21 protein-coding genes and 3 pseudogenes are annotated in these 20,448 nt (G+C 63.5%); 15 read left to right on the forward strand and 9 right to left on the reverse strand.

All coding sequences use genetic code 11. From position 1 onward, the window contains the following. Window positions 1-59: 59 nt before the first annotated feature. From lysW to C484_RS22455, 9 genes are all read left to right on the forward strand, one after another. Complete coding sequence (gene lysW / locus C484_RS16480) at window positions 60-224, forward strand: lysine biosynthesis protein LysW (RefSeq protein ID WP_006110956.1); 165 nt, start codon at window positions 60-62, stop codon at window positions 222-224. Beyond that, complete coding sequence (lysX, locus tag C484_RS16485; protein WP_006827028.1) at window positions 221-1,105, forward strand: lysine biosynthesis protein LysX; 885 nt, start codon at window positions 221-223, stop codon at window positions 1,103-1,105. The genes lysW and lysX overlap by 4 nt, the downstream gene beginning before the upstream one ends. Further along, on the forward strand, window positions 1,105-2,196 hold the full coding sequence (gene argC, locus C484_RS16490) for an N-acetyl-gamma-glutamyl-phosphate reductase (RefSeq protein WP_006827029.1): 1,092 nt from the start codon (window positions 1,105-1,107) through the stop codon (window positions 2,194-2,196). Before lysX ends, argC begins: the two co-directional genes overlap by 1 nt. Then, window positions 2,196-3,071, forward strand: coding sequence for an acetylglutamate/acetylaminoadipate kinase (locus tag C484_RS16495; RefSeq protein WP_006827030.1), 876 nt, complete (start codon window positions 2,196-2,198; stop codon window positions 3,069-3,071). Before argC ends, C484_RS16495 begins: the two co-directional genes overlap by 1 nt. Continuing rightward, window positions 3,068-4,216, forward strand: coding sequence for an aspartate aminotransferase family protein (locus C484_RS16500; RefSeq protein WP_006827031.1), 1,149 nt, complete (start codon window positions 3,068-3,070; stop codon window positions 4,214-4,216). The genes C484_RS16495 and C484_RS16500 overlap by 4 nt, the downstream gene beginning before the upstream one ends. Beyond that, a complete protein-coding gene (locus C484_RS16505; protein ID WP_006827032.1) occupies window positions 4,213-5,319 on the forward strand; it encodes a [LysW]-lysine hydrolase in 1,107 nt (368 codons plus the stop codon). The genes C484_RS16500 and C484_RS16505 overlap by 4 nt, the downstream gene beginning before the upstream one ends. Continuing rightward, complete coding sequence (argF, locus tag C484_RS16510) at window positions 5,319-6,266, forward strand: ornithine carbamoyltransferase (RefSeq protein ID WP_006827033.1); 948 nt, start codon at window positions 5,319-5,321, stop codon at window positions 6,264-6,266. The genes C484_RS16505 and argF overlap by 1 nt, the downstream gene beginning before the upstream one ends. Window positions 6,267-6,712: 446 nt before the next feature. After that, a complete protein-coding gene (thrC, locus tag C484_RS16515) occupies window positions 6,713-7,978 on the forward strand; it encodes a threonine synthase (protein WP_006827034.1) in 1,266 nt (421 codons plus the stop codon). Between the two features lie 111 nt (window positions 7,979-8,089). Beyond that, window positions 8,090-8,599: a hypothetical protein gene (locus C484_RS22455; protein WP_083867363.1), complete on the forward strand. Its 510-nt coding sequence runs from the start codon at window positions 8,090-8,092 to the stop codon at window positions 8,597-8,599. Window positions 8,600-8,633: 34 nt separating this feature from the next. Here C484_RS22455 and C484_RS16530 read toward each other — a convergent pair whose 3' ends face one another. Both C484_RS16530 and C484_RS16535 read right to left on the reverse strand, forming a co-directional pair. Next, the gene (locus C484_RS16530; RefSeq protein ID WP_006827037.1) at window positions 8,634-9,368 is read right to left on the reverse strand and encodes a type 1 glutamine amidotransferase; all 735 of its coding nucleotides are present in this window, start codon (window positions 9,366-9,368) and stop codon (window positions 8,634-8,636) included. A gap of 191 nt (window positions 9,369-9,559) precedes the next feature. Further along, window positions 9,560-10,015 carry a hypothetical protein gene (locus tag C484_RS16535; protein WP_006827038.1) on the reverse strand — a complete coding sequence of 152 codons (456 nt, stop codon included), beginning with the start codon at window positions 10,013-10,015 and terminating at the stop codon, window positions 9,560-9,562. A 269-nt stretch (window positions 10,016-10,284) separates the two neighbouring features. Here C484_RS16535 and C484_RS16540 point away from each other — a divergent pair, with 269 nt between their 5' ends. Next, window positions 10,285-11,343 carry an A24 family peptidase gene (locus C484_RS16540; RefSeq protein WP_006827039.1) on the forward strand — a complete coding sequence of 353 codons (1,059 nt, stop codon included), beginning with the start codon at window positions 10,285-10,287 and terminating at the stop codon, window positions 11,341-11,343. A gap of 137 nt (window positions 11,344-11,480) precedes the next feature. On the opposite strand, the pseudogene C484_RS16545 reads toward C484_RS16540, so the two are convergent. From C484_RS16545 to C484_RS23485, 3 genes and pseudogenes are all read right to left on the reverse strand, one after another. Beyond that, window positions 11,481-11,732: pseudogene (locus C484_RS16545) on the reverse strand (hypothetical protein); the annotation flags it as partial. A gap of 7 nt (window positions 11,733-11,739) precedes the next feature. Beyond that, complete coding sequence (locus C484_RS16550) at window positions 11,740-12,159, reverse strand: HIT family protein (RefSeq protein ID WP_006827041.1); 420 nt, start codon at window positions 12,157-12,159, stop codon at window positions 11,740-11,742. A 151-nt stretch (window positions 12,160-12,310) separates the two neighbouring features. Further along, entirely contained in the window at window positions 12,311-12,451 is a 141-nt protein-coding gene (locus C484_RS23485) for a hypothetical protein (protein WP_160164251.1), read from the reverse strand. 187 nt (window positions 12,452-12,638) lie between these two features. On the opposite strand from C484_RS23485, the gene C484_RS23145 reads away from it, so the two are divergent. Further along, complete coding sequence (locus tag C484_RS23145) at window positions 12,639-12,860, forward strand: hypothetical protein (protein ID WP_152422730.1); 222 nt, start codon at window positions 12,639-12,641, stop codon at window positions 12,858-12,860. Between the two features lie 237 nt (window positions 12,861-13,097). Here the strand turns inward: C484_RS23145 and C484_RS16560 are convergent, their stop codons facing one another. Beyond that, entirely contained in the window at window positions 13,098-13,427 is a 330-nt protein-coding gene (locus C484_RS16560) for a hypothetical protein (RefSeq protein WP_006827043.1), read from the reverse strand. 112 nt (window positions 13,428-13,539) lie between these two features. Between C484_RS16560 and C484_RS22460 the strand changes: the two are divergent. Continuing rightward, a pseudogene (locus C484_RS22460) lies at window positions 13,540-13,716 on the forward strand (zinc ribbon domain-containing protein); the annotation flags it as partial. A gap of 139 nt (window positions 13,717-13,855) precedes the next feature. Continuing rightward, window positions 13,856-15,136, forward strand: coding sequence for an RNA-guided endonuclease InsQ/TnpB family protein (locus C484_RS16565; RefSeq protein ID WP_006827044.1), 1,281 nt, complete (start codon window positions 13,856-13,858; stop codon window positions 15,134-15,136). A gap of 165 nt (window positions 15,137-15,301) precedes the next feature. Here the strand turns inward: C484_RS16565 and C484_RS22705 are convergent. Next, window positions 15,302-15,509 (reverse strand): annotated as a pseudogene (locus C484_RS22705) (IS1595 family transposase); the annotation flags it as partial. Beyond that, entirely contained in the window at window positions 15,469-16,200 is a 732-nt protein-coding gene (locus C484_RS16570) for a uracil-DNA glycosylase (RefSeq protein WP_006827045.1), read from the reverse strand. The gene C484_RS16570 and the pseudogene C484_RS22705, both read right to left, overlap by 41 nt. 154 nt (window positions 16,201-16,354) lie before the next feature. On the opposite strand from C484_RS16570, the gene C484_RS16575 reads away from it, so the two are divergent. Further along, on the forward strand, window positions 16,355-16,585 hold the full coding sequence (locus C484_RS16575; RefSeq protein ID WP_006827046.1) for a hypothetical protein: 231 nt from the start codon (window positions 16,355-16,357) through the stop codon (window positions 16,583-16,585). A 92-nt stretch (window positions 16,586-16,677) separates the two neighbouring features. Further along, window positions 16,678-19,884: an isoleucine--tRNA ligase gene (ileS, locus tag C484_RS16580; RefSeq protein ID WP_049915560.1), complete on the forward strand. Its 3,207-nt coding sequence runs from the start codon at window positions 16,678-16,680 to the stop codon at window positions 19,882-19,884. A 132-nt stretch (window positions 19,885-20,016) separates the two neighbouring features. Here the strand turns inward: ileS and prs are convergent. After that, the coding region (prs, locus tag C484_RS16585) for a ribose-phosphate diphosphokinase (protein WP_006827048.1) at window positions 20,017-20,448 on the reverse strand (432 nt) is incomplete at its 5' end.

Consider the following 20,448-nt stretch of genomic DNA (forward strand, 5'->3'; position numbering starts at 1 on the left):
ATAATTTCTATTATAGATCCGGTGGACTTAAGGTGATGTGGCTCCCAGGTGGGAGTACAATGACAGAATGCGTCGAATGTGGGGCCGAAGTGTCCCTGCACGACACTCTGGAAGTCGGAGAGATCGTTGACTGTACGACCTGCGGAGCCGAGCTGGAAGTCGTCGACACTGAGCCGCCAGTCCTCGAGCGAGCCCCCGAGCTCGAAGAGGACTGGGGTGAGTGACCTTGCAGATAGGAATCCTCTACTCCCGGATCCGCAAGGACGAGAAGCTCCTCCTCGCAGAGCTTCGCGAGCGCGACCACGAGATCACGAAGATCGACGTCCGCAAGCACGAGTTCACCGTTGGCGAGGTACCCGACGCGTTCGCCGACCTCGATCTCGTCGTCGATCGCTGTCTCGCCACGAGTCGGAGCCTGTACGCCACGCAGTTCTTCGAGGCGTACGGGATTCCCGTGGTCAACAGCCACGAGACGGCCGATATCTGTGCGGACAAGGCGAAGAACAGCCTCGCGCTCGAACGGGCGGGCGTCCCCACGCCCGAAACGAAAGTCGCCTTCACGAAGGAGACGGCGATGGAGGCCATCGAGGACTTCGGCTACCCCTGCGTTCTCAAGCCCGTCGTCGGCTCGTGGGGGCGCTTGATGGCCAAGATCGATTCGCCCGACGCCGCGGAGGCGATCTTAGAGCACAAAGCGACACTCGGACACTACGAGCACAAGGTGTTCTACGTCCAGGAGTTCGTCGAGAAACCCGGCCGCGATATCCGCGTGCTCGCCATCGACGGCGAGCCGATCGCCGGCATGGTCCGCTCGTCGGACCACTGGATCACGAACGCCGCGAAGGGAGCGGAGACCGATGTCTTCGAACTCGACGATGAGGCCGAGGATCTCGTCCAGACGGCCAGCGACGCCGTCGGCGGCGGACTCCTCGGTGTCGACCTGATGGAAACCGGCGACTCCTACACCGTCCACGAGGTCAACCACACCGTCGAGTTCAAGGCGCTCAACGACGCCGTCGAGACCGACGTTGCCGGCACCGTCGTCGACTGGCTCGAGGAGAAGGCCGCCGAGAACGACATGCAAGAGGTCGAGGTGACCCTCTGATGGCGGTCGGTACCGACGCGGACGCGAACACAGCGAGCACAGACGAATCCGCCGAGACCGTCACCGCGACCGTCATCGGCGGCAGCGGGTTCACCGGCGGCGAACTCCTGCGGTTGCTCGCCGGCCATCCGAACGTTGAACTCGCGGAGGTCACCAGCCGGTCGAAAGCCGGCAAGAGCGTTGGCTCCGTGCACCCGCCGCTTCGGGGGGCGGACCTGCGCTTTACCGAGCCCGACGACTTAGAGAGCGTCGACGTGCTGTTTGCCGCGACGCCACACGGCGTTTCGATGGGACAGGTAGACGAGTTCTTCGAGATTGCCGACACCGTCGTGGATCTCTCGGCGGATTTCCGCCTCGACACCGAGGAGCAGTACGTCGAGTGGTACGACGGCCACGACGCGCCCGAGTACTTAGAGAAGGCCGAGTACGCTCTGCCCGAGATCAACCGCGAGAACCTCGACGGGGCCGACCTCATTGCGGGCGGCGGCTGCAACGCTACCGCCACCATTCTCGGCCTGTATCCGCTGTTCGAGCACGACATTCTCGACGGCAGCGAGCAAGTCGTGGTCGACGTGAAGGTCGGCTCTTCCGAGGGCGGCGCGGGCGGCGGCGAAGCCTCCTCCCATCCGGAGCGCTCGGGCGTCGTTCGCCCCTACGCGCCGACGGGCCACCGCCACGAGGCCGAGATCGAGCAGTTCCTCGGTACCTCCGTGGCGTTCACCTGCCACGCCGTGGACATGGTTCGCGGCGCGAGCGCGACGAGCCACGTCTTCCCCTCGAGTCCCGTCTCGAAGGGCGACCTCTGGCAGGCGTATCGCGGCTGCTACGAGGACGAGCCGTTCGTCCGCATGGCCGCGGGCGGCTCCGGCGTCTACCGCTATCCCGAGCCGAAGTCGGTTGCGGGAACGAACCTCGCCGAGGTCGGCTTCGAACTTGACCCGAGTAACAAGCGTGTCGTCGTCTTTTCAGCGATCGACAACATGATGAAGGGGTCGGCCGGCCAGGCGGTCCACGCCGCTAACGTGGCGCTCGGCTTCGAGGAGACGGCCGGACTCGAGTTCACGGGGCTACATCCCGTGGGGGCACCATAATGACGACCGTCGTCAAGGTCGGCGGCGCACGTGCCGTTAATCCGGAAGGCGCGCTCGCGGATGTCGCGAGCCTCGTCGAAGCGGACGAAAACGTGGTACTCACCCACGGCGGTTCGACGGCCGTCGACGAGACCCTTGCGGAACTCGGCGAGGAACCTACCTACGTCGAGACGCCCGGCGGCGTCGTCGGTCGGTTCACCGATGAGGACACGATGGACGTCTTTAAGATGGTGATGCCCGGCAAGCTCAACACGGACCTCGTGGAGTCGCTCCAGAACGAGGGCGTGAACGCGGTCGGTCTCTCGGGCACCGACGGCAAGCTGCTGGAGGGCAAGCGCAAGTCCGCCGTCCGCGTCAAAGAGGACGGCAAGAAGAAGATTTTGCGCGGCGACCACTCGGGAACGATCGACTCGGTCAACGCGGACCTGCTCGAGACGGTCCTCGCGGGCGGCTACACGCCGGTCGTCTCCGTCCCGGTACTCGGACGGGAAAAAGAGGGCGGCTACACCGCCGTCAACGCCGACGCCGACCGCGCCGCCGCTGCGATTGCGGGTGCTCTCGAGGCCGACCTGGTCGTGCTCACCGACGTGTCGGGAATCTATGAGGATCCCGACGACGAGTCGACGAAGATCGACTCGGCCGCGACGCCCGCCGAGTTCAGCGCGGTCGAAGACGCGGCGGAGGGCTTCATGACGAAGAAGGTCATGGCGGCCGAAGAGGCCCTGGAGGGAGGGGCAGCCTCGGTCACCGTCGCGTCGGCGAACGCGGACGAGCCGATTACGAGTGCGCTCGCGGGTGCGGGCACGACGCTCGAACCCGGCGCGCTCGCCGATGCGGAAGCAGAGGAAACAGCGAATACGGAGGTCACACAATGAGCGGATTCGTCTTCTCCGAGAAACCGATCAGCATCGAATCCGGCGAGGGTGCGACGCTCACCGCCGAGAACGGCACCGAATACCTCGACTTCGGCGCGAGCTACGCCTGCACGCCGACCGGCCACTGTCATCCCGACGTGGTCGACGCGATTCAGGAACAGGCCGCCGAGTTGCTGTACGTCCAGGGCTCGTACCCGGTCCAGTCGCGGACCGATCTCCACGAGAAACTGGGGACGCTCGCTCCTGGCGGGATCGAGAACGTCTGGCTCTGTAACTCCGGAACCGAGGCCAACGAGGCCGCCCTGAAGTTCGCCCGGAGCGCGACCGACGGGACGAAGATCGTCGCCGCCAAGCGCGCCTTCCACGGCCGCACCGCCGGCACCCTGTCGGCGACCTGGAAACCAAAGTACAAGAAACCCTTCGAGCCGCTGCTCGAGGACCAGATCGAGTTCGTCACCTACGGCGACACGGCTGAACTCGAGGACGCGGTCGACGACGAAACGGCGGCCGTTATCCTCGAACCCATCCAGGGCGAGGGTGGCATTCACCCCGCGCCGGCGGGCTATCTCGAGGCGGCCCGCGAGTGTACCGAGGCGACCGACACCGCGCTGATCTTCGACGAGATCCAGACCGGGATCGGCCGCACAGGGAATCTGTGGGCTTGCGAAGGCTACGGCGTGACGCCCGACATCCTGACGACCGCGAAGGGGATCGCGAGCGGTCTGCCGATGGGGGCGACGCTCTGTCGGGACTGGGTCGCCGAGGCGGCGGGGCCGCATGGCTCGACGTTCTCCGGCAACCCCCTCGTTTCGGCTGCAGCGAACGCCACGCTCGACGCGGTCGTCGACGAGGACCTGCCGGGTAACGCCGCCGACGTCGGCGGCTACTTGCAGGACGAACTGACCGCGCTCGACGTGCCGATTCGCGACGTTCGCGGCGAGGGGTTGATGATCGGCGTCGAAGTGAAGCGCGGAGCTAATCGGGTGCTGCGGGACCTCGCACTCGAACACCAGGTGCTCGCCCTGCCGGCCGGCCGGAGCGTCGTCCGCCTGCTGCCGCCGCTGGTGCTCGAGGAGGAGCACGCCGATCAGGTCGTGACGGCGCTCGCGGACGTACTCGCGCCCAAAGCCGAATCACAATCATGAGTACGACGATGACCGATCCCGACGCGATATCGCTTGCGGACGCTCGCGAACTGCTGGTCGACCTCGTCTCGATCCCCTCGCCGTCGGGTGAGGAACGCGACGCGGCAGAGCGCCTCGCCGCATTCTTCAAGGCCCACGACCGCGAGGTCCGGATCGACGAGGTCGGCAACGTCCGCGCGCCGGCGGACGATTCGGTGCTGTTGACCTCGCACATCGATACCGTCCCCGGTGAGATTCCGGTCGAAGTCGAACCGGCGGACGAAGCGGACGAGGAAGACGACATCGCTGCCGAGGGGGATGACGTGCTCCGCGGACGCGGTAGCGTCGACGCGACCGGGCCGCTGGCCGCGATGGCCGCGGCCGCGGTCCGCACCGGCGTCTCGTTCGTCGGCGTCGTCGGCGAGGAGACGAACTCCCGTGGCGCGCGCCACCTGGTCGACGACCGTGAGGAACCGGACGCCGTCGTCAACGGCGAACCCAGCGGCGCGACGGGGATCACCCTCGGCTACCGCGGCTTCCTCTCGGGAACGTACGTCGCGACCAGCGAGTCCGGCCACACCTCCCGCCCCGAACCCAACGCGATCCAGCACGCGACGAGCTGGTGGACGAGCGTCGAGGAATCGTTCGAACAAGACGAGTACCAGCCAGTCTTCGAGCGCGTGACGACCAAACCCGTCGCCATCGACGGCGGCATCACCGACGACGGCCTCTCCGTCGAAGCCACGCTCGACGTGCAACTGCGCGTGCCACCGACGCTCGACGTCGAGACGGTTCGCGAGACCGCCGAGGCACCGCTCGAAATCGGCACCGTCACCTGGGCCGACCCGATCCCGCCGGTGATGGAAAGTCCGCGCACCGAGGTCGCCCGCGCGTTCCGCGCGGCGATCCGGAACGAAGACGGCGAGCCGCGGTTGCTGCGCAAGACCGGCACCAGCGACATGAACCTCTTCGCCGGCGCGTGGGACTGCCCGATGGCGACCTACGGCCCCGGCAACTCAGAACTCGATCACGCTCCCGACGAACGCCTCTCGCTCGACGAGTTCGACCAGTCCGTCGCGGTGCTCACCCGCGTCGCGACGACGCTTACAGGAGGTAACGACTAATGTCTCAATCCCAATCCCAGTCCCCGTCTCCGTCCGACCCGGAACCGCGGCACTTCCTCGAGATCGACGACGTCTCACACGAGGAGTTGCTCGAAATCCTCGATCTGGCGGACGACCTCAAGCACGCACAGCAAACCGGCGAGCCACACGAAGCGCTCGACGGACGGACGCTCGGAATGATCTTTCAGAAGCCGAGCACGCGTACCCGCGTCTCGTTCGAAACGGGAATGACCCAACTCGGCGGTCACGCAATCTTCCTCGGTGCGGACGACATCCAACTGGGCCGCGGCGAACCCCTAAAGGATACTTCGCGGACCCTCTCACGGTACGTCGACGTCGTGATGGCGCGGCTGTTCAAACACGACAACGTCGAGGTGCTCGCGGCGAACTCGTCGGTGCCGATAGTCAACGGACTCACCGACGACGCTCACCCCTGCCAGACGCTCGCCGATCTGCTGACGATCCGCGAACAGGAGGGGGGCTTCGACGACGTTTCCGTCGCCTGGATCGGCGACGGCAACAACGTCGGGCAGTCGTTCGTGATCGGTGCCGCGATGACCGATATGGACCTGACGGTGGCGACACCCGAGGGCTACGGTATCGACGACGGCGTCATCGACCGTGCGCAGGAACTCGGCGGCGATCCGACGATCACGACCGATCCGATCGAGGCGGCCACTGATGCTGACATTATCTACACCGATGTCTGGATCAGTATGGGCCAGGAGGACGAACGCGACGTGCGCATGGAGGCCTTCGAGGGCTTCCAGGTCTGTTCGGACCTGCTCGAACACGCCCCCGAGGCGTCGGTCATGCACTGTCTGCCAGCTCACCGCGGCGAGGAAATCACCGACGAGGTCATCGAAAGCGACCGCTCGATCGTCTTCGACCAGGCCGAAAACCGTCTCCACGCCCAGAAGGCGTTACTCCAGTGGCTGCTCGATTGAGGCCGACGCTGCCGGTCATTTCGTCCCGGTAAATCGCCGTTTTCGTGAGTCAATATGCCGTTGTCCCATCCCCGAAAGAAGTCAACGAGAAGAACAATCTAGAACAGTTATATATGTGTGCGTGATCTCCCCGGAGTGGCATGTCGTTCAGACTGCTGTTTGCCCTGTTCATCATGCTCCTGGGCCCTGCGGTGCTGGTGGGGCTCATCGTGATGTAGGACGGTGGAATCGCGAGCGAATCCGGGCACACCACCCAGTCCCGATGACACACCACTCGGCTTTCCGGGACGCTTTTTGCCGATCACACCTTGCAACGGGTGAGCGATCACACCGGCGCTCGCGGGAACGAGCACGCGCGGACATGGAAACGGGAAAACGGGATGGGGGTATCTGCCGAATCCACGTGCTTTTTGCCGGTCGCTCCCCTCCCCGAGGACAGAACAATAATGAGTCTCAGTCTCTCTGCCGACCAACCGGCAGCACCCGCCGACGCCGACGACGGCGTCTGGCTCGAGTGCATCGCGTGCGGCGAGACGTTCGCCCCGTTCGCGGACATCCGCTACACCTGCGACGAGTGCGAGAGCCTGCTCGAGGTTCGCTACGACGACCTGCCGACGCTCGAAGACTTCGCGGGCGAAGGCCAGGGCGTCTGGCGCTACGCCGACACCCTCCCGCTCGATGCGGGCGTCTCGATTCAGGAGGGTGCCACGCCGCTGTACGATGTCCCCGACCTCGAGGACGATATCGGGCTCGAAGCCCTGCGGATCAAACACGAAGGGATGAATCCCACCGGCTCGTTCAAGGACCGCGGCATGACCGTCGGCGTCGCCGTCGCGAACGAACTCGGCGTCGACCGCCTCGCCTGCGCCTCGACCGGCAACACGAGCGCCGCGCTCGCCGCCTACGGCTCCCGCGGCGGCATGGAAACGCTCGTGCTCCTCCCCGCCGGCAAGGTCGCCGCCGGCAAAATCGCCCAGGCCAGCCTCCACGGTGCCCGCATCCTGGAGGTCGACGGCAACTTCGACGCCTGCCTCGATATCGTCCAGGAACTCGCCGGCCAGGGCGAAGCCTACCTGCTGAACTCGCTGAACCCCTTCCGACTCGAGGGGCAGAAGACGATCGGCCTCGAAATCCTGGAGGGCTTTCTCGCGGACTACGACACCGTCCCCGACCGGATCGTCCTCCCGGTCGGCAACGCCGGCAACACCGCCGCGCTGTACAAAGCCTTTCGTGAACTCGTGCAAGCGGGCGCGCTCTCCCGCGACGAGGTCCCGAAACTCGTCGGCGTGCAGGCCGAGGGCGCGGCTCCGATGGTCGAAGCCGTCGAGAACGGCGCGGACGAGGTCCGGCGCTGGGACGAGATCGAGACGCGCGCGACGGCGATCAGAATCGGCAACCCGGTCAACGCACCGAAGGCGTTGCCGGGCATTCGCGAGACCGGCGGCACCGCGATCTCGGTCACCGACGAGGAGATCACCGCCGCACAGCGCGACCTCGCCGGCGAAGGGATCGGCGTCGAACCGGCCTCCGCCGCATCCGTTGCAGGACTGCGAAAGCTCCGCGCCGAGGGGGTCGTCACCGAAGACGAACGCGTCGCCTGCTTGACGACGGGTCACCTACTCAAAGACCCCGACGCGGCAGCCGCCGCGGGAAGCGAGCCGGAGCCGGTGCCGGCCGAAACGGCGGGCGTGCTCGAGCATCTCGAGCACTGACCCTCAATCTGCACTTTCTCACTTCTCACAGCCACACAATCTACAGTAGACGCGTCTGACGCCCGACTGACTGACCTTTTTCCGCGGGAGCGATGTACCGTCTGAGTTGCCATGTCCGTCGAGTATCGGCCCCTCGAACAGCCCGCCATCACCGCTATCGACCCCGACGAATACACTCGAAATCCCCGTTCAGAGATCGCCAACGCCCCTCACGCCAGTCACGCCCCTCACCGGAAGTCATCATCGCTCTCGATACGATCGTCCCCGAACACGAGACACCCGCTTCCCGCTCGAATCGAACGAGTTCACCTCCGCGCCCGGGTCGCCGCACTCGAACGTGAACTGACGATCCGTGACCGTCAGCGCCGGGAGTTGATCACGCAGTACGAACGTGAACTCGAGGCCCAGCAGGAGTATTATCGGGGCCGAAGTCGAGATCGAGAGCATACGCATGCACAACGCGGTCGAGACGATGAGGACGATCGGTCTGATCGGTCTGCCCGGTCCGATCGGACAGATCACTCTCCCGTCGCGCAGTCGGGACAAGCAGACCAGTCACGCCAATCGCGACGAACTCGGACCAAACGCCTCGTTCAACGAATACTCGACCGGTGGCGCTAACCTGGCCGGGGCATTCGGAGTATGCAACCCGAGTTCAGTCGGAACGACCGACTGATTCCGATTGTCCGTCCATTGCACCCGCCGCCGTGTCGGCTGCGGTTTCGCGGACGAACTCGATGAAGTTCTCGAAGACGAGTTTCGCCTCGCAGGCGGCAGCGTAGTTCTCGTCGGTGATTTCGGCGAGGACGGCGTCGCGGCGGTCCGCGTCGAGGTCCTTGCGGTGGACGAGTTCGCGGGCGGTCTTCGTATCGTACTCGGGGTGGAACTGGACGCCGAAAACCCGGCCCTTGCAGAAGCCGTGATTCGAGTACTCGTTTTCGGCGAGCGGGGTTGCGCCGGGTGGCAGTTCGGCAACCGCGTCGGCGTGGCTCGTAAAGGCCGTGAACGACTGGGCGATGCCGTCGAACAGTCGGGAGTTCCCGTGGTGGTCGATTTCGCTGTAGCCGACCTCGTAGGCTCCCATGTCCTCGACGGTACCGCCGAGTACGTCGGCCAGGAGTTGGTGACCCCAACAGATGCCGAGCGCGGGAACCCCTCGCTCCAGGGCCCCTGTGACCCATTCTTTGGTAGCATCGATCCACTCCTCGTCCCAGTAGACGGACGACCGCGAGCCGGTGACGACGAGCCCGTCGAATTCGTAGTGTGAGGGGAGCTCGCCGTCGGTGACATCGAACTCGGCCAGCGAGGCGTCGAGTTCGCGGCGGAAGTTTCGCGTCGTGTTCGCGTCCTCGTGGGCCGCGTTCAGGACGGCGATACGAACGTGACTCATACTGTGTCGTGTAGTGGCCGCGCTGGACGGATATTCTTTCCGCCCGTCGCTCTCGGTGTGGTATCGCCTGCCGAGTCCGGTGTCGTTTGTCGGGTCCGATTTTTGACAGACGACGCCTGTCAAGTCCGATATCGCCTGTCGAGCAGTCGGTCGATGCCGCGTGCAGTTCCGGCACCCGGCTCGGAGAGCGGTCAGTAATCGCTGAAGAATCCGAACTCTTCGCCGCTCCGATCGATGTACTCGGTTTCCAGTACGTCGCTGACGGTCCGTCCGAGGTCGTCGAGTTCTTCTTCGATACCTTGCCGTTCGCCCCGTTCGAGCGGGTCACCGGACGGCGGTGCCAGATCGGTGGGGACAGTCGGGGCTTGGTAGCCGACGTCTTCCGTGGCCATGTTCCAATAAAAATCGAACTCGTCTATCAGCCCGCGGTCGCGCACGAGTCGGAACTCCTCGACTGTCAGATACGTATCGTCGCGCCACTCGTTGAAGCCGTCCTCCCACGCACCCTCCCGGAGGAACGTCGCTAACGCTTCGTGCGGTACATTATCGCCTGATCGGGATTCCGGTTCGACGACGGCGTCGTACTCACCCGGATCGAGTGGATTATCGAGCGCCGGTGGGTCTGGAATTTCGACATCGAGTGTCATATGTTCCCGTTCGCTCGATAGCTGTTTGGTAGTTTCTATCACTGTTCTAGTCACTCCAATTTTCAAGGCACTCCGACTATCGACGTGATCCGTGATTTCGCCGATATGCGTCGGCTTACAGCGCCGTTTCCCGATCTCGAGGCGGCGACCGACGTACGCAGCCGCGCTGGGAAGCGCTGCAGCGGGCCTTCGAGTAAGAGTTCACGACATCGCACTCATCGTCGCCGGAGGCCGAAACCATAACGGTACCGCGCTTCCCAGCACCTGGTGTGTTACTCGCGTTCGTCTCTGCGACCGGGCCGGATCTCCTCCGGCTCCTCGCGCTTCCCGTCTTCGCCTGGACCGCCGTTCGGGATATCAAGACCAGGCGCGTTTCGAGTCACGTCTGGGTTCCACTCTCGCTGCTCGGTGCGGGAACGCTTCTCTGGGAGGGAGTGCTCGCCTGGCGCGCCGGCGGGACGGCCTGGATCCACGAGTTCATCGTTCCGGCGACGGTGAGTTTGGGGGTGGTCGTGCCGCTTGCGTATCTGTTCTGGTGGGCCGGCGGCTTCGGGGGTGCCGATGCGAAGGCGTTGCTCGTTTTGGCGGTGGTGTTTCCGACGCAGCCGATCTACGTGATCGGATCGTGGACGACGCCGACGGTACCGACGCCGATCGGGACGTTCTCGTTTACGATCCTGACGAACGCCGTGCTGGTCGCGCTCGCGATCCCGATTCTCCTCGCGATTCGAAACGCCGCGGCGGGGCGGTTTACGTCGGTGATGGCGCTTGGCTGGCCGGTTTCCTGGGAGCGCCTGCCCGAAACACACGGTCAGTTGCTCGAGGGACCGGCCGGGCGCTCGACGAGCGGGCTCGACCTCGATGCGTTACGGATGTATTTGCGCTGGCGCGGTCTGACGCTCGCGGATATTCGCGAGTCGCCGGCTCGGTATCGTGATCCGGCGACGCTGCCCGAGGAGCCGAATCCGCCGACTGACGGTGCCGTGGCGGCCGCCGTTCGAGCGGACGGCGGGACTACCGTGACTTCTGCAGCGAACCGGACGACCGACGATGCATCGCCGCGAGAACACGGCGACGGGGATACTGTGTCGACGGATCAGGCGGGCGACTACGACGATCCGTGGGGTGCCGACGCCTTCCTCGACGATATCGAGGGCACGGCCTACGGGACCGCTCCCGAACAGTTGCGCGCCGGACTGGAGGCGATTACGACGAACGAGACGGTCTGGATTTCGCCCGGAACGCCGTTCCTGGTGCCGATATTTGCCGGGCTGGTGATCGCACTCGGTTACGGCGACCTCCTCTTTGGCCTGCTCGGCTTCTTCTAGTCTTCTAGCTCCGGACGCTCTGTACGCGTTGAAACAGCGGAACGAGCGCGGTCCAGAAGACGACGAAGGCGGTACCCGTCCCGATGATCGCGAGCCAGGGCAGCGGTACCTGATTTCCCGCNCCGGACGCTCTGTACGCGTTGAAACAGCGGAACGAGCGCGGTCCAGAAGACGACGAAGGCGGTACCCGTCCCGATGATCGCGAGCCAGGGCAGCGGTACCTGATTTCCCGCACCTGCCCCGCTGGCGGTACCCGTTACTGCCGGTGGCCCGCCCACGAGAACGACGAACGTCCCCACGAACAACCCAACACAGACCAGGACGCTCCCGAGTTCGAGCGCCGCGGCGATGGGAAGCGAGCGAACTGCTTTGCCAAGCGGATTGCCCATCCGAAACTCACGCTCGGGATTCGATATCCGCCGCGATGTCGTCAAGTTTGTCGTCGGCGAGGTCGGCTGGCCCGCCGAACAGTCCGTGGATGGGGCCGCCGCCGTCGCCCTGGAAGCGCGGGACGATGTGACAGTGGACGTGCGGGACCTCCTGGCCGGCCTCCTCGCCGTTGTTGAACGCGACGGTGGTCGCGTCGGCGTCGACGCTCTCCTCGACGGCGGGGACCATGCGATGAACCGTCGCGTAGAGATCCGTCGCGACGTCTTCGGGAACGTCGTTCAGCCGCTCGTACTCGTCTTTGGGGATCACCAGCGTGTGGCCCGGTGCCAGCGGGTTGGCGTCCAGGAAGGCGATCGTCGTCTCGTCTTCGTACACGATTCGCGCGGGGATCTCCCCCTCCACGATCTGGCTGAAGATCGTACTCATGCTCGAGTGTGTGTCGGCTTGCCGTATGAAGGTTACCGACCGGGCATCCAGAGGTCGTTCGACATCGGGGTTACTCGGCTACTATAGAAAACCCAGAGTCTGTGATACTGGTTCGGCGGGAATCAACTTCGCGCTGCCCGCAGTCACGGTGTCAGGAGAAGTCCGCGACGGCCACCTCGAGGCCGCGAACTTCGAACTCGGGGACCATTCCCTGCAGGTGTTTCGCGCCCACGACGACACAGACGTTCCGGTAGCCGTGCTCGGCCACGTCCTCGACCGTCCTGGCCACCATATCTTGGTTTCGTCGCTCGAGAGTTTGTCGGAGCACAAGTCCGTGGGTAGCCAACCCGACGATTACAATTGCGGTCGGAACGAGCCCCGTTACGATTAGGAGTATCAGTCCTCCCCAGCCGAGGAGAGGGGAGAGCGTTCTTTCGAACGTCGATTGTCGTCGGAATATTGCGACCGTGATCGCTGTGATGAATAGGAGTATCACGACGGTGCGCCCGGTAGCGATCGGTGCGAAGAACGCGAACATCCCGATCCCGGTCCAGGAGAGCACTGTCCAGAGAGACGAGAGTTTCGGGACGAGTACTGAAGGGTGGGTGTCGATTTGTTCGGACGGTGTCGACGTCTCCGACGCGAAGTCCGTGACAGCGGACACTTCGACGGCACACTGTCTCCTGGATCAAATCGCGTAGATCGGACCGTAGAGCATCTGACCACGCACGTTCCGATTATGTAGAGTGGATGGTGGATCGCAGCGAGGACGTATTGCATCACCGTCGGTCTCTCGGTCGGTAACTCGAGGTAATACGCGTCTATCGGTGTGTTCGTAGATAGCGTCGTTACCGAACGCTTCACAGCGTCGTACGAACGCAGGTGCGTTTCACCCTGCAGATAAACGGTACAGGGAGAGTCACTCTGGGATGAACTCGTCATTCCATCGTGCGTGCCCGGACAGCGAACCCCATGACTGCATCTATCACGACGAGGAACAGCAGAAGCCCACCGACGGCCGCAGATAAAAGGCCGAACAAGCCGCTCCAGTCGACACCACCGGACGAGTTCAGGCCCTCCACGGCGGCCCACATTGAGACAAAGAGGCAGGGCACCGCGACGGCAGCGAGCACGATGTCAGTGGGCTCACGGGTGTACATCCCTCGGGCAAGTACCGCAAGTTCGACGAGCAACGGGAGAACGAAGAGGGTCAGCGACCCGACATCGAGGACGGGAAGGGAAAGCAGGTGTGAAGGTGGAAATACCATATATGAATTGACATTTAGGCGCTGGATATTATTCTTTTCGCTCTTGTGGCGTAGATTGTTAGTGAACCATCGCACAGTTTCGAGGATTGTTTTTGCCCCTTTTTCTATCGCTTCGTCGCAACGGTATAGTCACGGTGAGTGTGGATTTACGCACGAAGACAATCGTGATGGTGACGAGTTCGAGTGCTTGGATTGTGAGAAGGAACTGCACGCAGATTACAACGCTGCGCGGAACGTGGCGTGGCGTCTTGTCCAGAACTGGCGCAAGTCTGGTTCTGGACGGGTTACGGAAGTGCAAGGAGAAAGCCCCGTGCTTTAGCGCGGGGATGAATCCGACCCCTCTGACACAATCTACTGTTCGATGGCACGGCAGGATATTCCACGTTCGTATCCATACCTACAAGTAGGTTTGTCTACATAGGTTACGTATGGCGAAACAGGTCGTAATCCGCACCTATACTGCTTCCATCAGGAATCAGCCACGGGTGCAAGACGACCTTGACGCCCTCGGGTTCGCAGCCTCAAAACTCTGGAACGTCGGACGGTGGACATGCAGCCGGGTCTGGGATGAAATCGGTCACATCCCAAACCACAACGAACTCACCGCCTACCTGAAGTCTCACGAACGCTACGATGACCTACATTCTCAGTCAAGTCAGCGAGTCCTTCAAGAACTCGCTGAAGCGTTCAATGGCTGGTACGGCAAACGACGCAACGGAGATACGAACGCAAACCCGCCCGGCTACCGCAAACAAGGCGACGAACACCCGCGTTCAACGGTCACGTTCAAAGCCGCTGGCTTCAAACTCGACACCACATACAATCGTGTCCGACTCTCCCAAGGCTCAAACCTCAAGGAGTATTGGTCGGACTTCATCCTCTGTGAATACCAGACGCGGCCCGATGTTGACCTCTCCAGCGTAGAGAACGTTCAGCAAGTCAGGGCCGTCTGGACTGGCGGGGAATGGGAGTTGCACTTCGTGTGCAAAGTCGAGATAGAGGTGGCCGAATCTCCCGGCGAGAAAACCGTCGGTGTTGATCTCGGAATCAACAACTTCGCCGCGCTCGCCTACGAGGACGGCCACAGCGAACTGTACCCACTCAATTGTCTGAAGCAGGACGACTACTACTTCAGCAAGCATATCGCGCGGTGTGACGACTCCGATTCTGAGCAAGCCACGCGGTTGAACCAGAAGAAGTCGGAGCGCCGCATCTACTACTTCCACACGCTCTCGAAACACATCGTTCAGCGGTGTGTTGAGGAAGATGTTGGAACCATCGTGATCGGCGATCTCTCTGGCATCCGTGAGGATGAGGAGAATGACCAGTCGAAGAACTGGGGCACGCACGGCAACCTCGACTTGCACTCGTGGGCTTTCGACCGATTCACGGAGATGCTCACCTACAAGGCCGAGATGGAAGGCATTACAGTCGAGCAGGTGTCCGAACGCGATACCTCGAAGTCGTGTTCGTATTGTGGTCGCAAGCGGGATGCGAACCGTGTCGAGCGCGGGTTGTACGTGTGTGACGGCTGTGAAACGACGGCGAACGCGGACGTGAACGGTGCCGAGAACATTCGACAGAAAGTATCTCCGAGTTCACCGAATCTGTCGGTGAATAGGAGTAACGGCTGGTTGGCACAGCCATCGACGTTCTTGTTTGACAAGGAAACTGGTGCGTTCGCGCCTCAAGAACACGTAACGTCGTAAACCACAATATCCCAACGTGGGAATCCTCGCCCTTCAGGGCGGGGAGGATGTCAACAGTCAACTAGCCCTGAAGTCAGGAACCGTGAATGCGAACGGCGATTTCAACGCCTCCGCTGCCTAGCGGCAGAGCAGGAGTTCACTGACAAGCCCCGACCCTTGAGGTCGGAGTTGTTGACACACCCGAAATACGTCGGTGTAGACGGATAACGACTCTCTTTGCGGTCGGCCAGAAGGAGTGAATCATCGATCTGTCGGCGGCTTCCGCTGGCGGCACATCGCGGTTGCCGGTGCCGCGGTCAGCCAGAATAAACACGGGTGGTACGTCCGCATCTTCACTCGAGCACGCCCTCGATCGTCTCTCGAATCCCCTCGAGATAGTCCGCAGGCTCGTAGCCGAGTCGGCCGATCCAGATATCTTGGTACGACGGGTGTAGTATCGGCACCAACCAGATCCCGAGTTCCTCACAGTAAATCGGCTCGAGCACGCTATCGATGAATCCCTCGAGGTCCCGCCCTTCGGCCGCTAACACGGTCTTCGTCGCGTGCTTGCCAGTCGCGAGCACGACCGTCGGATCGACCGTCTCGAGTTCGCTCAGCAGATGGGGCCGGCAGTTCGCGCGCTCCTCGGCGGTGGGTTCGCGGTTCGTGGCGCGGTCGTCGGCGCTCCCGGTTTCACCGCTCGCTGTCGAGGAGCGTGGCTCCTCGCTCGCGGGAAAACACTTCACCGCGTTCGTGTAGTACGCGTCGTCGCCGTAGCCGACCCGCTCGACCATCCGGCGGACGCGTCGGCCGGAGTGTCTCGAGGTGTAGGCCTTGCCGGTCCAGTTGCCGCCGCGCCAGCGGTCGGCGTCGGGATGGCCGTGGCCGGGGGCTTCGCCGACGACCAAGACGCTGGCGTCGAGGGAGCCGGTGCCCCACGAGATGCACTCGCGGCTCTCGCTGAGTGCTTGACAGCGCGTACAGTTCGCCTCGAAGACGTGTCGCGAGTCGGGGAACTCGGGGTCGTCCGAATTGGCGTCGTCCGAATTCGAACTCGAATTCGAATCAGGGTTGGCTGCTGGCACAGATGGGTGTACGTCTACAGGCGGTTAGCCCGGTCGGTTTGGATGCGCGGTTCACAGCGGTGATGTTGATGCTACCAATGGGTGTGTCTCGTGGTGTGTCATATCGCTGCGTAAGTGAACAAATTTACCTTGGTGGCCTTTCTATGGGGGGTATATGGTTACGTTCAGCCTGGAATTACTCGCCGAAGTACTCCCGTTACTTCTCTATACCGTTATCGGTGGCCTACTGACCGTCGTCGGCGCTGCTGCAGAGTACGCGAGCCTGCAGCACTTCGGTGCCGGTGAGGCGACCGTTGCCCTCTGGCTCGCCGCGATCGGCTGTGTGATGCTCTATGCGGGCGTCTACGGAATCGGTTACCAGAAATTGTTTTCTCCGACCAACTGAGCGGATAGTCGTCGTTCGACCGATCGATCACCGCGTCCAGTCACGCCTGCAGGACCGATTCCCCTTTAATGTCGGAGCGAATCACGTCACGTATGAGCCGGTTTGGCGAGGTCGACGACCAGTACGATCCCCACGCGCTCGAGCAACGGGTATTCGAGTACTGGGACGACGTCGACGCCTACGAACAAACGGTCGAGCACCGATCGGACGGTGAATCGTTCTTCTTCGTCGACGGCCCGCCGTACACGTCGGGCTCGGCGCACATGGGGACGACCTGGAACAAGTCCCTCAAGGACGTCTACCTTCGCTTCTTCCGGATGCAGGGGTACGACGTGACCGACCGCCCGGGTTACGACATGCACGGGCTTCCGATCGAAACCCGCGTCGAGGAGCAACTTGGCTTCGAGAACAAGAAGGACATCGAGGAGTACGGCGAGGAAAACTTCATCGAGGCCTGTAAGGAGTACGCCGACGAGCAACTCGAAGGCCTGCAGTCGGACTTCCAGGACTTCGGCGTCTGGATGGACTGGGAGGACCCCTACCGGACCGTCACCCCCGAGTACATGGAAGCCGCCTGGTGGGGCTTTTCGAAGGCCGCCGAACGAGGGCTCGTCGAGAAGGGGCACCGCTCGATTTCGCAGTGTCCCCGGTGTGAGACCGCAATCGCGAACAACGAGGTCGAGTACGAGGATGTCGAGGACCCCTCGATCTACGTTAAATTCGACCTACAGGACCGCGAGGGCTCGATCGTCATCTGGACGACGACCCCGTGGACCATCCCGGCGAACACCTTCGTCGCGGTCGACGAGGAGGGCGACTACGTCGGCGTCCGCGCGGAGAAAGACGGCGAGGAAGAACTGCTGTACGTCGCCGACGCCAAACACGAGGCGGTCCTGAAGGCGGGTCGGTACGACGACTACGAGGTCGTCGAAGAACTCTCCGGCGAGGAGATGCTCGGCTGGGCCTACGACCACCCGCTCGCCGAGGAAGTCCCGGACCGCGTCGACGCCGAGGGCACCCACGAGGTCTACCCCGCCGATTACGTCGACACCCACGGCGACGGCACCGGTCTCGTCCACTCCGCCCCCGGCCACGGTGAAGAGGACTTCGAGCGCGGCCGCGAACTCGGCTTCCCGATCTTCTGTCCCGTCGGCGGCGACGGCGTCTACACCGAGGAAGCAGGCAAGTACAAAGGCGAGTTCGTCAAGGACGCCGACCCCGAAATCACGAGCGATCTCGAAGCGGCGGGCGCGTTGCTCGCCTCCGAGACGGTCACCCACAGCTACGGGCACTGCTGGCGCTGCGATACCGGCATCATCCAGATCGTCACCGACCAGTGGTTCATCACGATCACCGACGTCAAGGACGAACTGTTGGACAACATCGAGGACAGCGACTGGCACCCCGACTGGGCGCGGGACAACCGCTTCCGTGACTTCGTCGAGGAGGCCCCCGACTGGAACGTCTCGCGCCAGCGCTACTGGGGCATTCCGCTGCCGGTCTGGACGCCCGAGGATCGCGACGATGACGAGGACATGATCGTCGTCGGCGACCGTGATGAACTCGTCGAGCGCGTCGATCAGGACATCGACGCCGCAACCGTCGACCTCCACAAGGACACGGTCGACGACCTCACCATCACCGAGAACGGCACCACCTACACGCGCGTGCCGGACGTGTTCGACGTCTGGCTCGACTCCTCGGTCGCCTCCTGGGGCACCCTGAACTACCCCTCGGACGACAGTCGGTTCGACGACCTCTGGCCCGCGGACTTCATTCTCGAGGCCCACGACCAGACGCGGGGCTGGTTCTGGTCACAGCTCGGCATGGGAACCGCCGCACTCGGCGAGAGCCCCTACAAAGAGGTGCTCATGCACGGCCACGCGCTCATGCCCGACGGGCGCGCAATGTCCAAGTCCAAGGACATCCTGATCGACCCCCACGAGGCCATCGACCGCCACGGACGGGACGTGATGCGCTCCTTCCTGCTGTCGAACAACCCGCAGGGCGAGGACATGCGCTTCTCCTGGGACGGCATGCAGACGATGGAGAATCACCTCCGAACGCTGTGGAACGTCTTCCGGTTCCCGTTGCCATACATGCGGCTGGACGAGTTCGATCCGCAGGAGACGACCGTCGATGCTGTCGCGGATGACCTCGAACTCGTCGACGAGTGGGTCCTCGCCCGCCTGCAGTCGACGAAGCAGACGATGACCGACCACTTCGAGGACCGCCGCCAGGACAAGGCGATCGACGCCCTCATCGAGTTCGTCGTCGAGGACGTCTCCCGGTTCTACGTTCAGGCGGTCCGCGAGCGTATGTGGGAGGAGGAAGACAGCGCCTCCAAGGAGGCGGCCTATGCGACGATCTACCGCGTCCTCCGCGAGACCGTCGCGCTGCTTGCTCCCTACGCGCCATTCATCAGTGAGACGATCTACGGCACCCTCACCGGCGACGCGGAGCACGATACCGTCCACATGTGCGACTGGCCCGCCGTCGACGAGGCGTTCGTCGACGAGCAACTCGAGGAGGACGTGGCGTTCCTGCGCGCCATCGAGGAAGCCGGCGCGAACGCCCGCCAACAGGCCGGCCGCAAACTCCGCTGGCCCGTCCCGCGCGTCGTCGTCGCCGCCGACGACCAGCGCGTCGTCGACGCGGTCGAACGCCACACCGACCTGCTCGCCGAGCGACTCAACGCCCGCGAGATCGAACTCGTCTCGCCCGAGGACCGCTGGGGCGAACTCAACTACAGCGCCGAGGCCGACATGAGCGAACTCGGCCCCGCCTTCGGCGACCGCGCCGGAGAGGTTATGAACGCGCTCAACGAGGCCCGGATCGACGACCCATCCCTCGAGGCGCTCGCGGCGGCCGTCGACGACGCCCTCGAGGCGGACGACGAACTCGAGGAATCGATGGTCTCGTTCGTCACCGAAACGCCCGAGGGTGTCGCCGGCACCGCCTTCGGCCTCAACGGCGACGACCGCGGCGTCGCCTACGTCGACGCCTCGCTCACCGACGACATCGAGAGCGAGGGCTACGCCCGCGAGGTTATCCGCCGGGTGCAGGAGATGCGAAAGGATCTCGATCTCGATGTCGAGGAACGGATCGCGCTCGACCTCGAAATCAAAGACGACCGCGTCGCCTCGCTCGTCGACGACCGCAAAGCCCTCATCCGCGAGGAGGTTCGTGCGGATGAACTCGGCGCGGTCGAGGACGGCCACCGCAAGGAGTGGGACGTCGACGGCGTCGCGATGGAGATCGCGATCGAGTCGCTAGCAGCGCCGGAACCGTCGGACTGACCGTTTTTCTGTTCTTCCGTTCTTCCGTCCTTCCGTTCTTCTGTGCTCGAAGCGTCGCTAGTATCGCTCGTCGCCGCCGCTGTCGATCTCTCTCACGCTTTCCTTCCGAAGAATCCGCACAAGAAACGCTGACTACAGGTGCTCTGCGATCGCCGGCGCGACCGAGACGGTACTCTGCTGGCGCTCGATCGTATCCGTGCCGTAAATCGCTTCGACGCCGGCCCGCGCGAGCTTCGTGACCGCGTTACTGGCAAGGAGCGGATGGACACACGTGACAAAGACCCGGCCGACGCCACGGTCCTGCAGGACGCCGACGGCCTCGCTCATCGTCGATCCCGTCGCGATGATGTCGTCTGTGACGACGACATCCCGGTCGGTCACGTCCACGTCGCTCGGCGAAATCTCGACCTCGGTGCCGGAGTGACGCACCTTCTCGAAGTAGTCGATCTCGCCCTCGCCGTAGGTATCACGGACCGTCTCGGCGAGTGCAACTGCGCCGGCGTCGGGCGAGAGGAACACGGGATCGGCAAGGTCCTCGGGGAGCGGATTGCTCAGATCGGAAGA

Origin of the sequence: Natrialba taiwanensis DSM 12281, assembly GCF_000337595.1 — an archaeon.
Taxonomy (GTDB): Archaea; Halobacteriota; Halobacteria; order Halobacteriales; family Natrialbaceae; genus Natrialba; species Natrialba taiwanensis.

Bases quoted from the DNA above. Each gene is read 5' to 3' on its own strand.
- lysW (WP_006110956.1), top strand. From the start codon at position 60: ATGACAGAATGCGTCGAATGTGGGGCCGAAGTGTCCCTGCACGACACT.
- C484_RS16495 (WP_006827030.1), top strand. From the start codon at position 2,196: ATGACGACCGTCGTCAAGGTCGGCGGCGCACGTGCCGTTAATCCGGAA.
- C484_RS16535 (WP_006827038.1), bottom strand. From the start codon at position 10,015: ATGACACTCGATGTCGAAATTCCAGACCCACCGGCGCTCGATAATCCA.
- C484_RS23145 (WP_152422730.1), top strand. From the start codon at position 12,639: ATGAATAGGAGTATCACGACGGTGCGCCCGGTAGCGATCGGTGCGAAG.
- C484_RS16565 (WP_006827044.1), top strand. From the start codon at position 13,856: ATGGCGAAACAGGTCGTAATCCGCACCTATACTGCTTCCATCAGGAAT.
- C484_RS22455 (WP_083867363.1), top strand. From the start codon at position 8,090: ATGTCCGTCGAGTATCGGCCCCTCGAACAGCCCGCCATCACCGCTATC.
- argC (WP_006827029.1), top strand. From the start codon at position 1,105: ATGGCGGTCGGTACCGACGCGGACGCGAACACAGCGAGCACAGACGAA.
- C484_RS16550 (WP_006827041.1), bottom strand. From the start codon at position 12,159: ATGAGTACGATCTTCAGCCAGATCGTGGAGGGGGAGATCCCCGCGCGA.
- ileS (WP_049915560.1), top strand. From the start codon at position 16,678: ATGAGCCGGTTTGGCGAGGTCGACGACCAGTACGATCCCCACGCGCTC.
- C484_RS23485 (WP_160164251.1), bottom strand. From the start codon at position 12,451: ATGGTGGCCAGGACGGTCGAGGACGTGGCCGAGCACGGCTACCGGAAC.
- C484_RS16530 (WP_006827037.1), bottom strand. From the start codon at position 9,368: ATGAGTCACGTTCGTATCGCCGTCCTGAACGCGGCCCACGAGGACGCG.
- C484_RS16575 (WP_006827046.1), top strand. From the start codon at position 16,355: ATGGTTACGTTCAGCCTGGAATTACTCGCCGAAGTACTCCCGTTACTT.
- argF (WP_006827033.1), top strand. From the start codon at position 5,319: ATGTCTCAATCCCAATCCCAGTCCCCGTCTCCGTCCGACCCGGAACCG.
- C484_RS16505 (WP_006827032.1), top strand. From the start codon at position 4,213: ATGAGTACGACGATGACCGATCCCGACGCGATATCGCTTGCGGACGCT.
- C484_RS16500 (WP_006827031.1), top strand. From the start codon at position 3,068: ATGAGCGGATTCGTCTTCTCCGAGAAACCGATCAGCATCGAATCCGGC.
- thrC (WP_006827034.1), top strand. From the start codon at position 6,713: ATGAGTCTCAGTCTCTCTGCCGACCAACCGGCAGCACCCGCCGACGCC.
- C484_RS16560 (WP_006827043.1), bottom strand. From the start codon at position 13,427: ATGGTATTTCCACCTTCACACCTGCTTTCCCTTCCCGTCCTCGATGTC.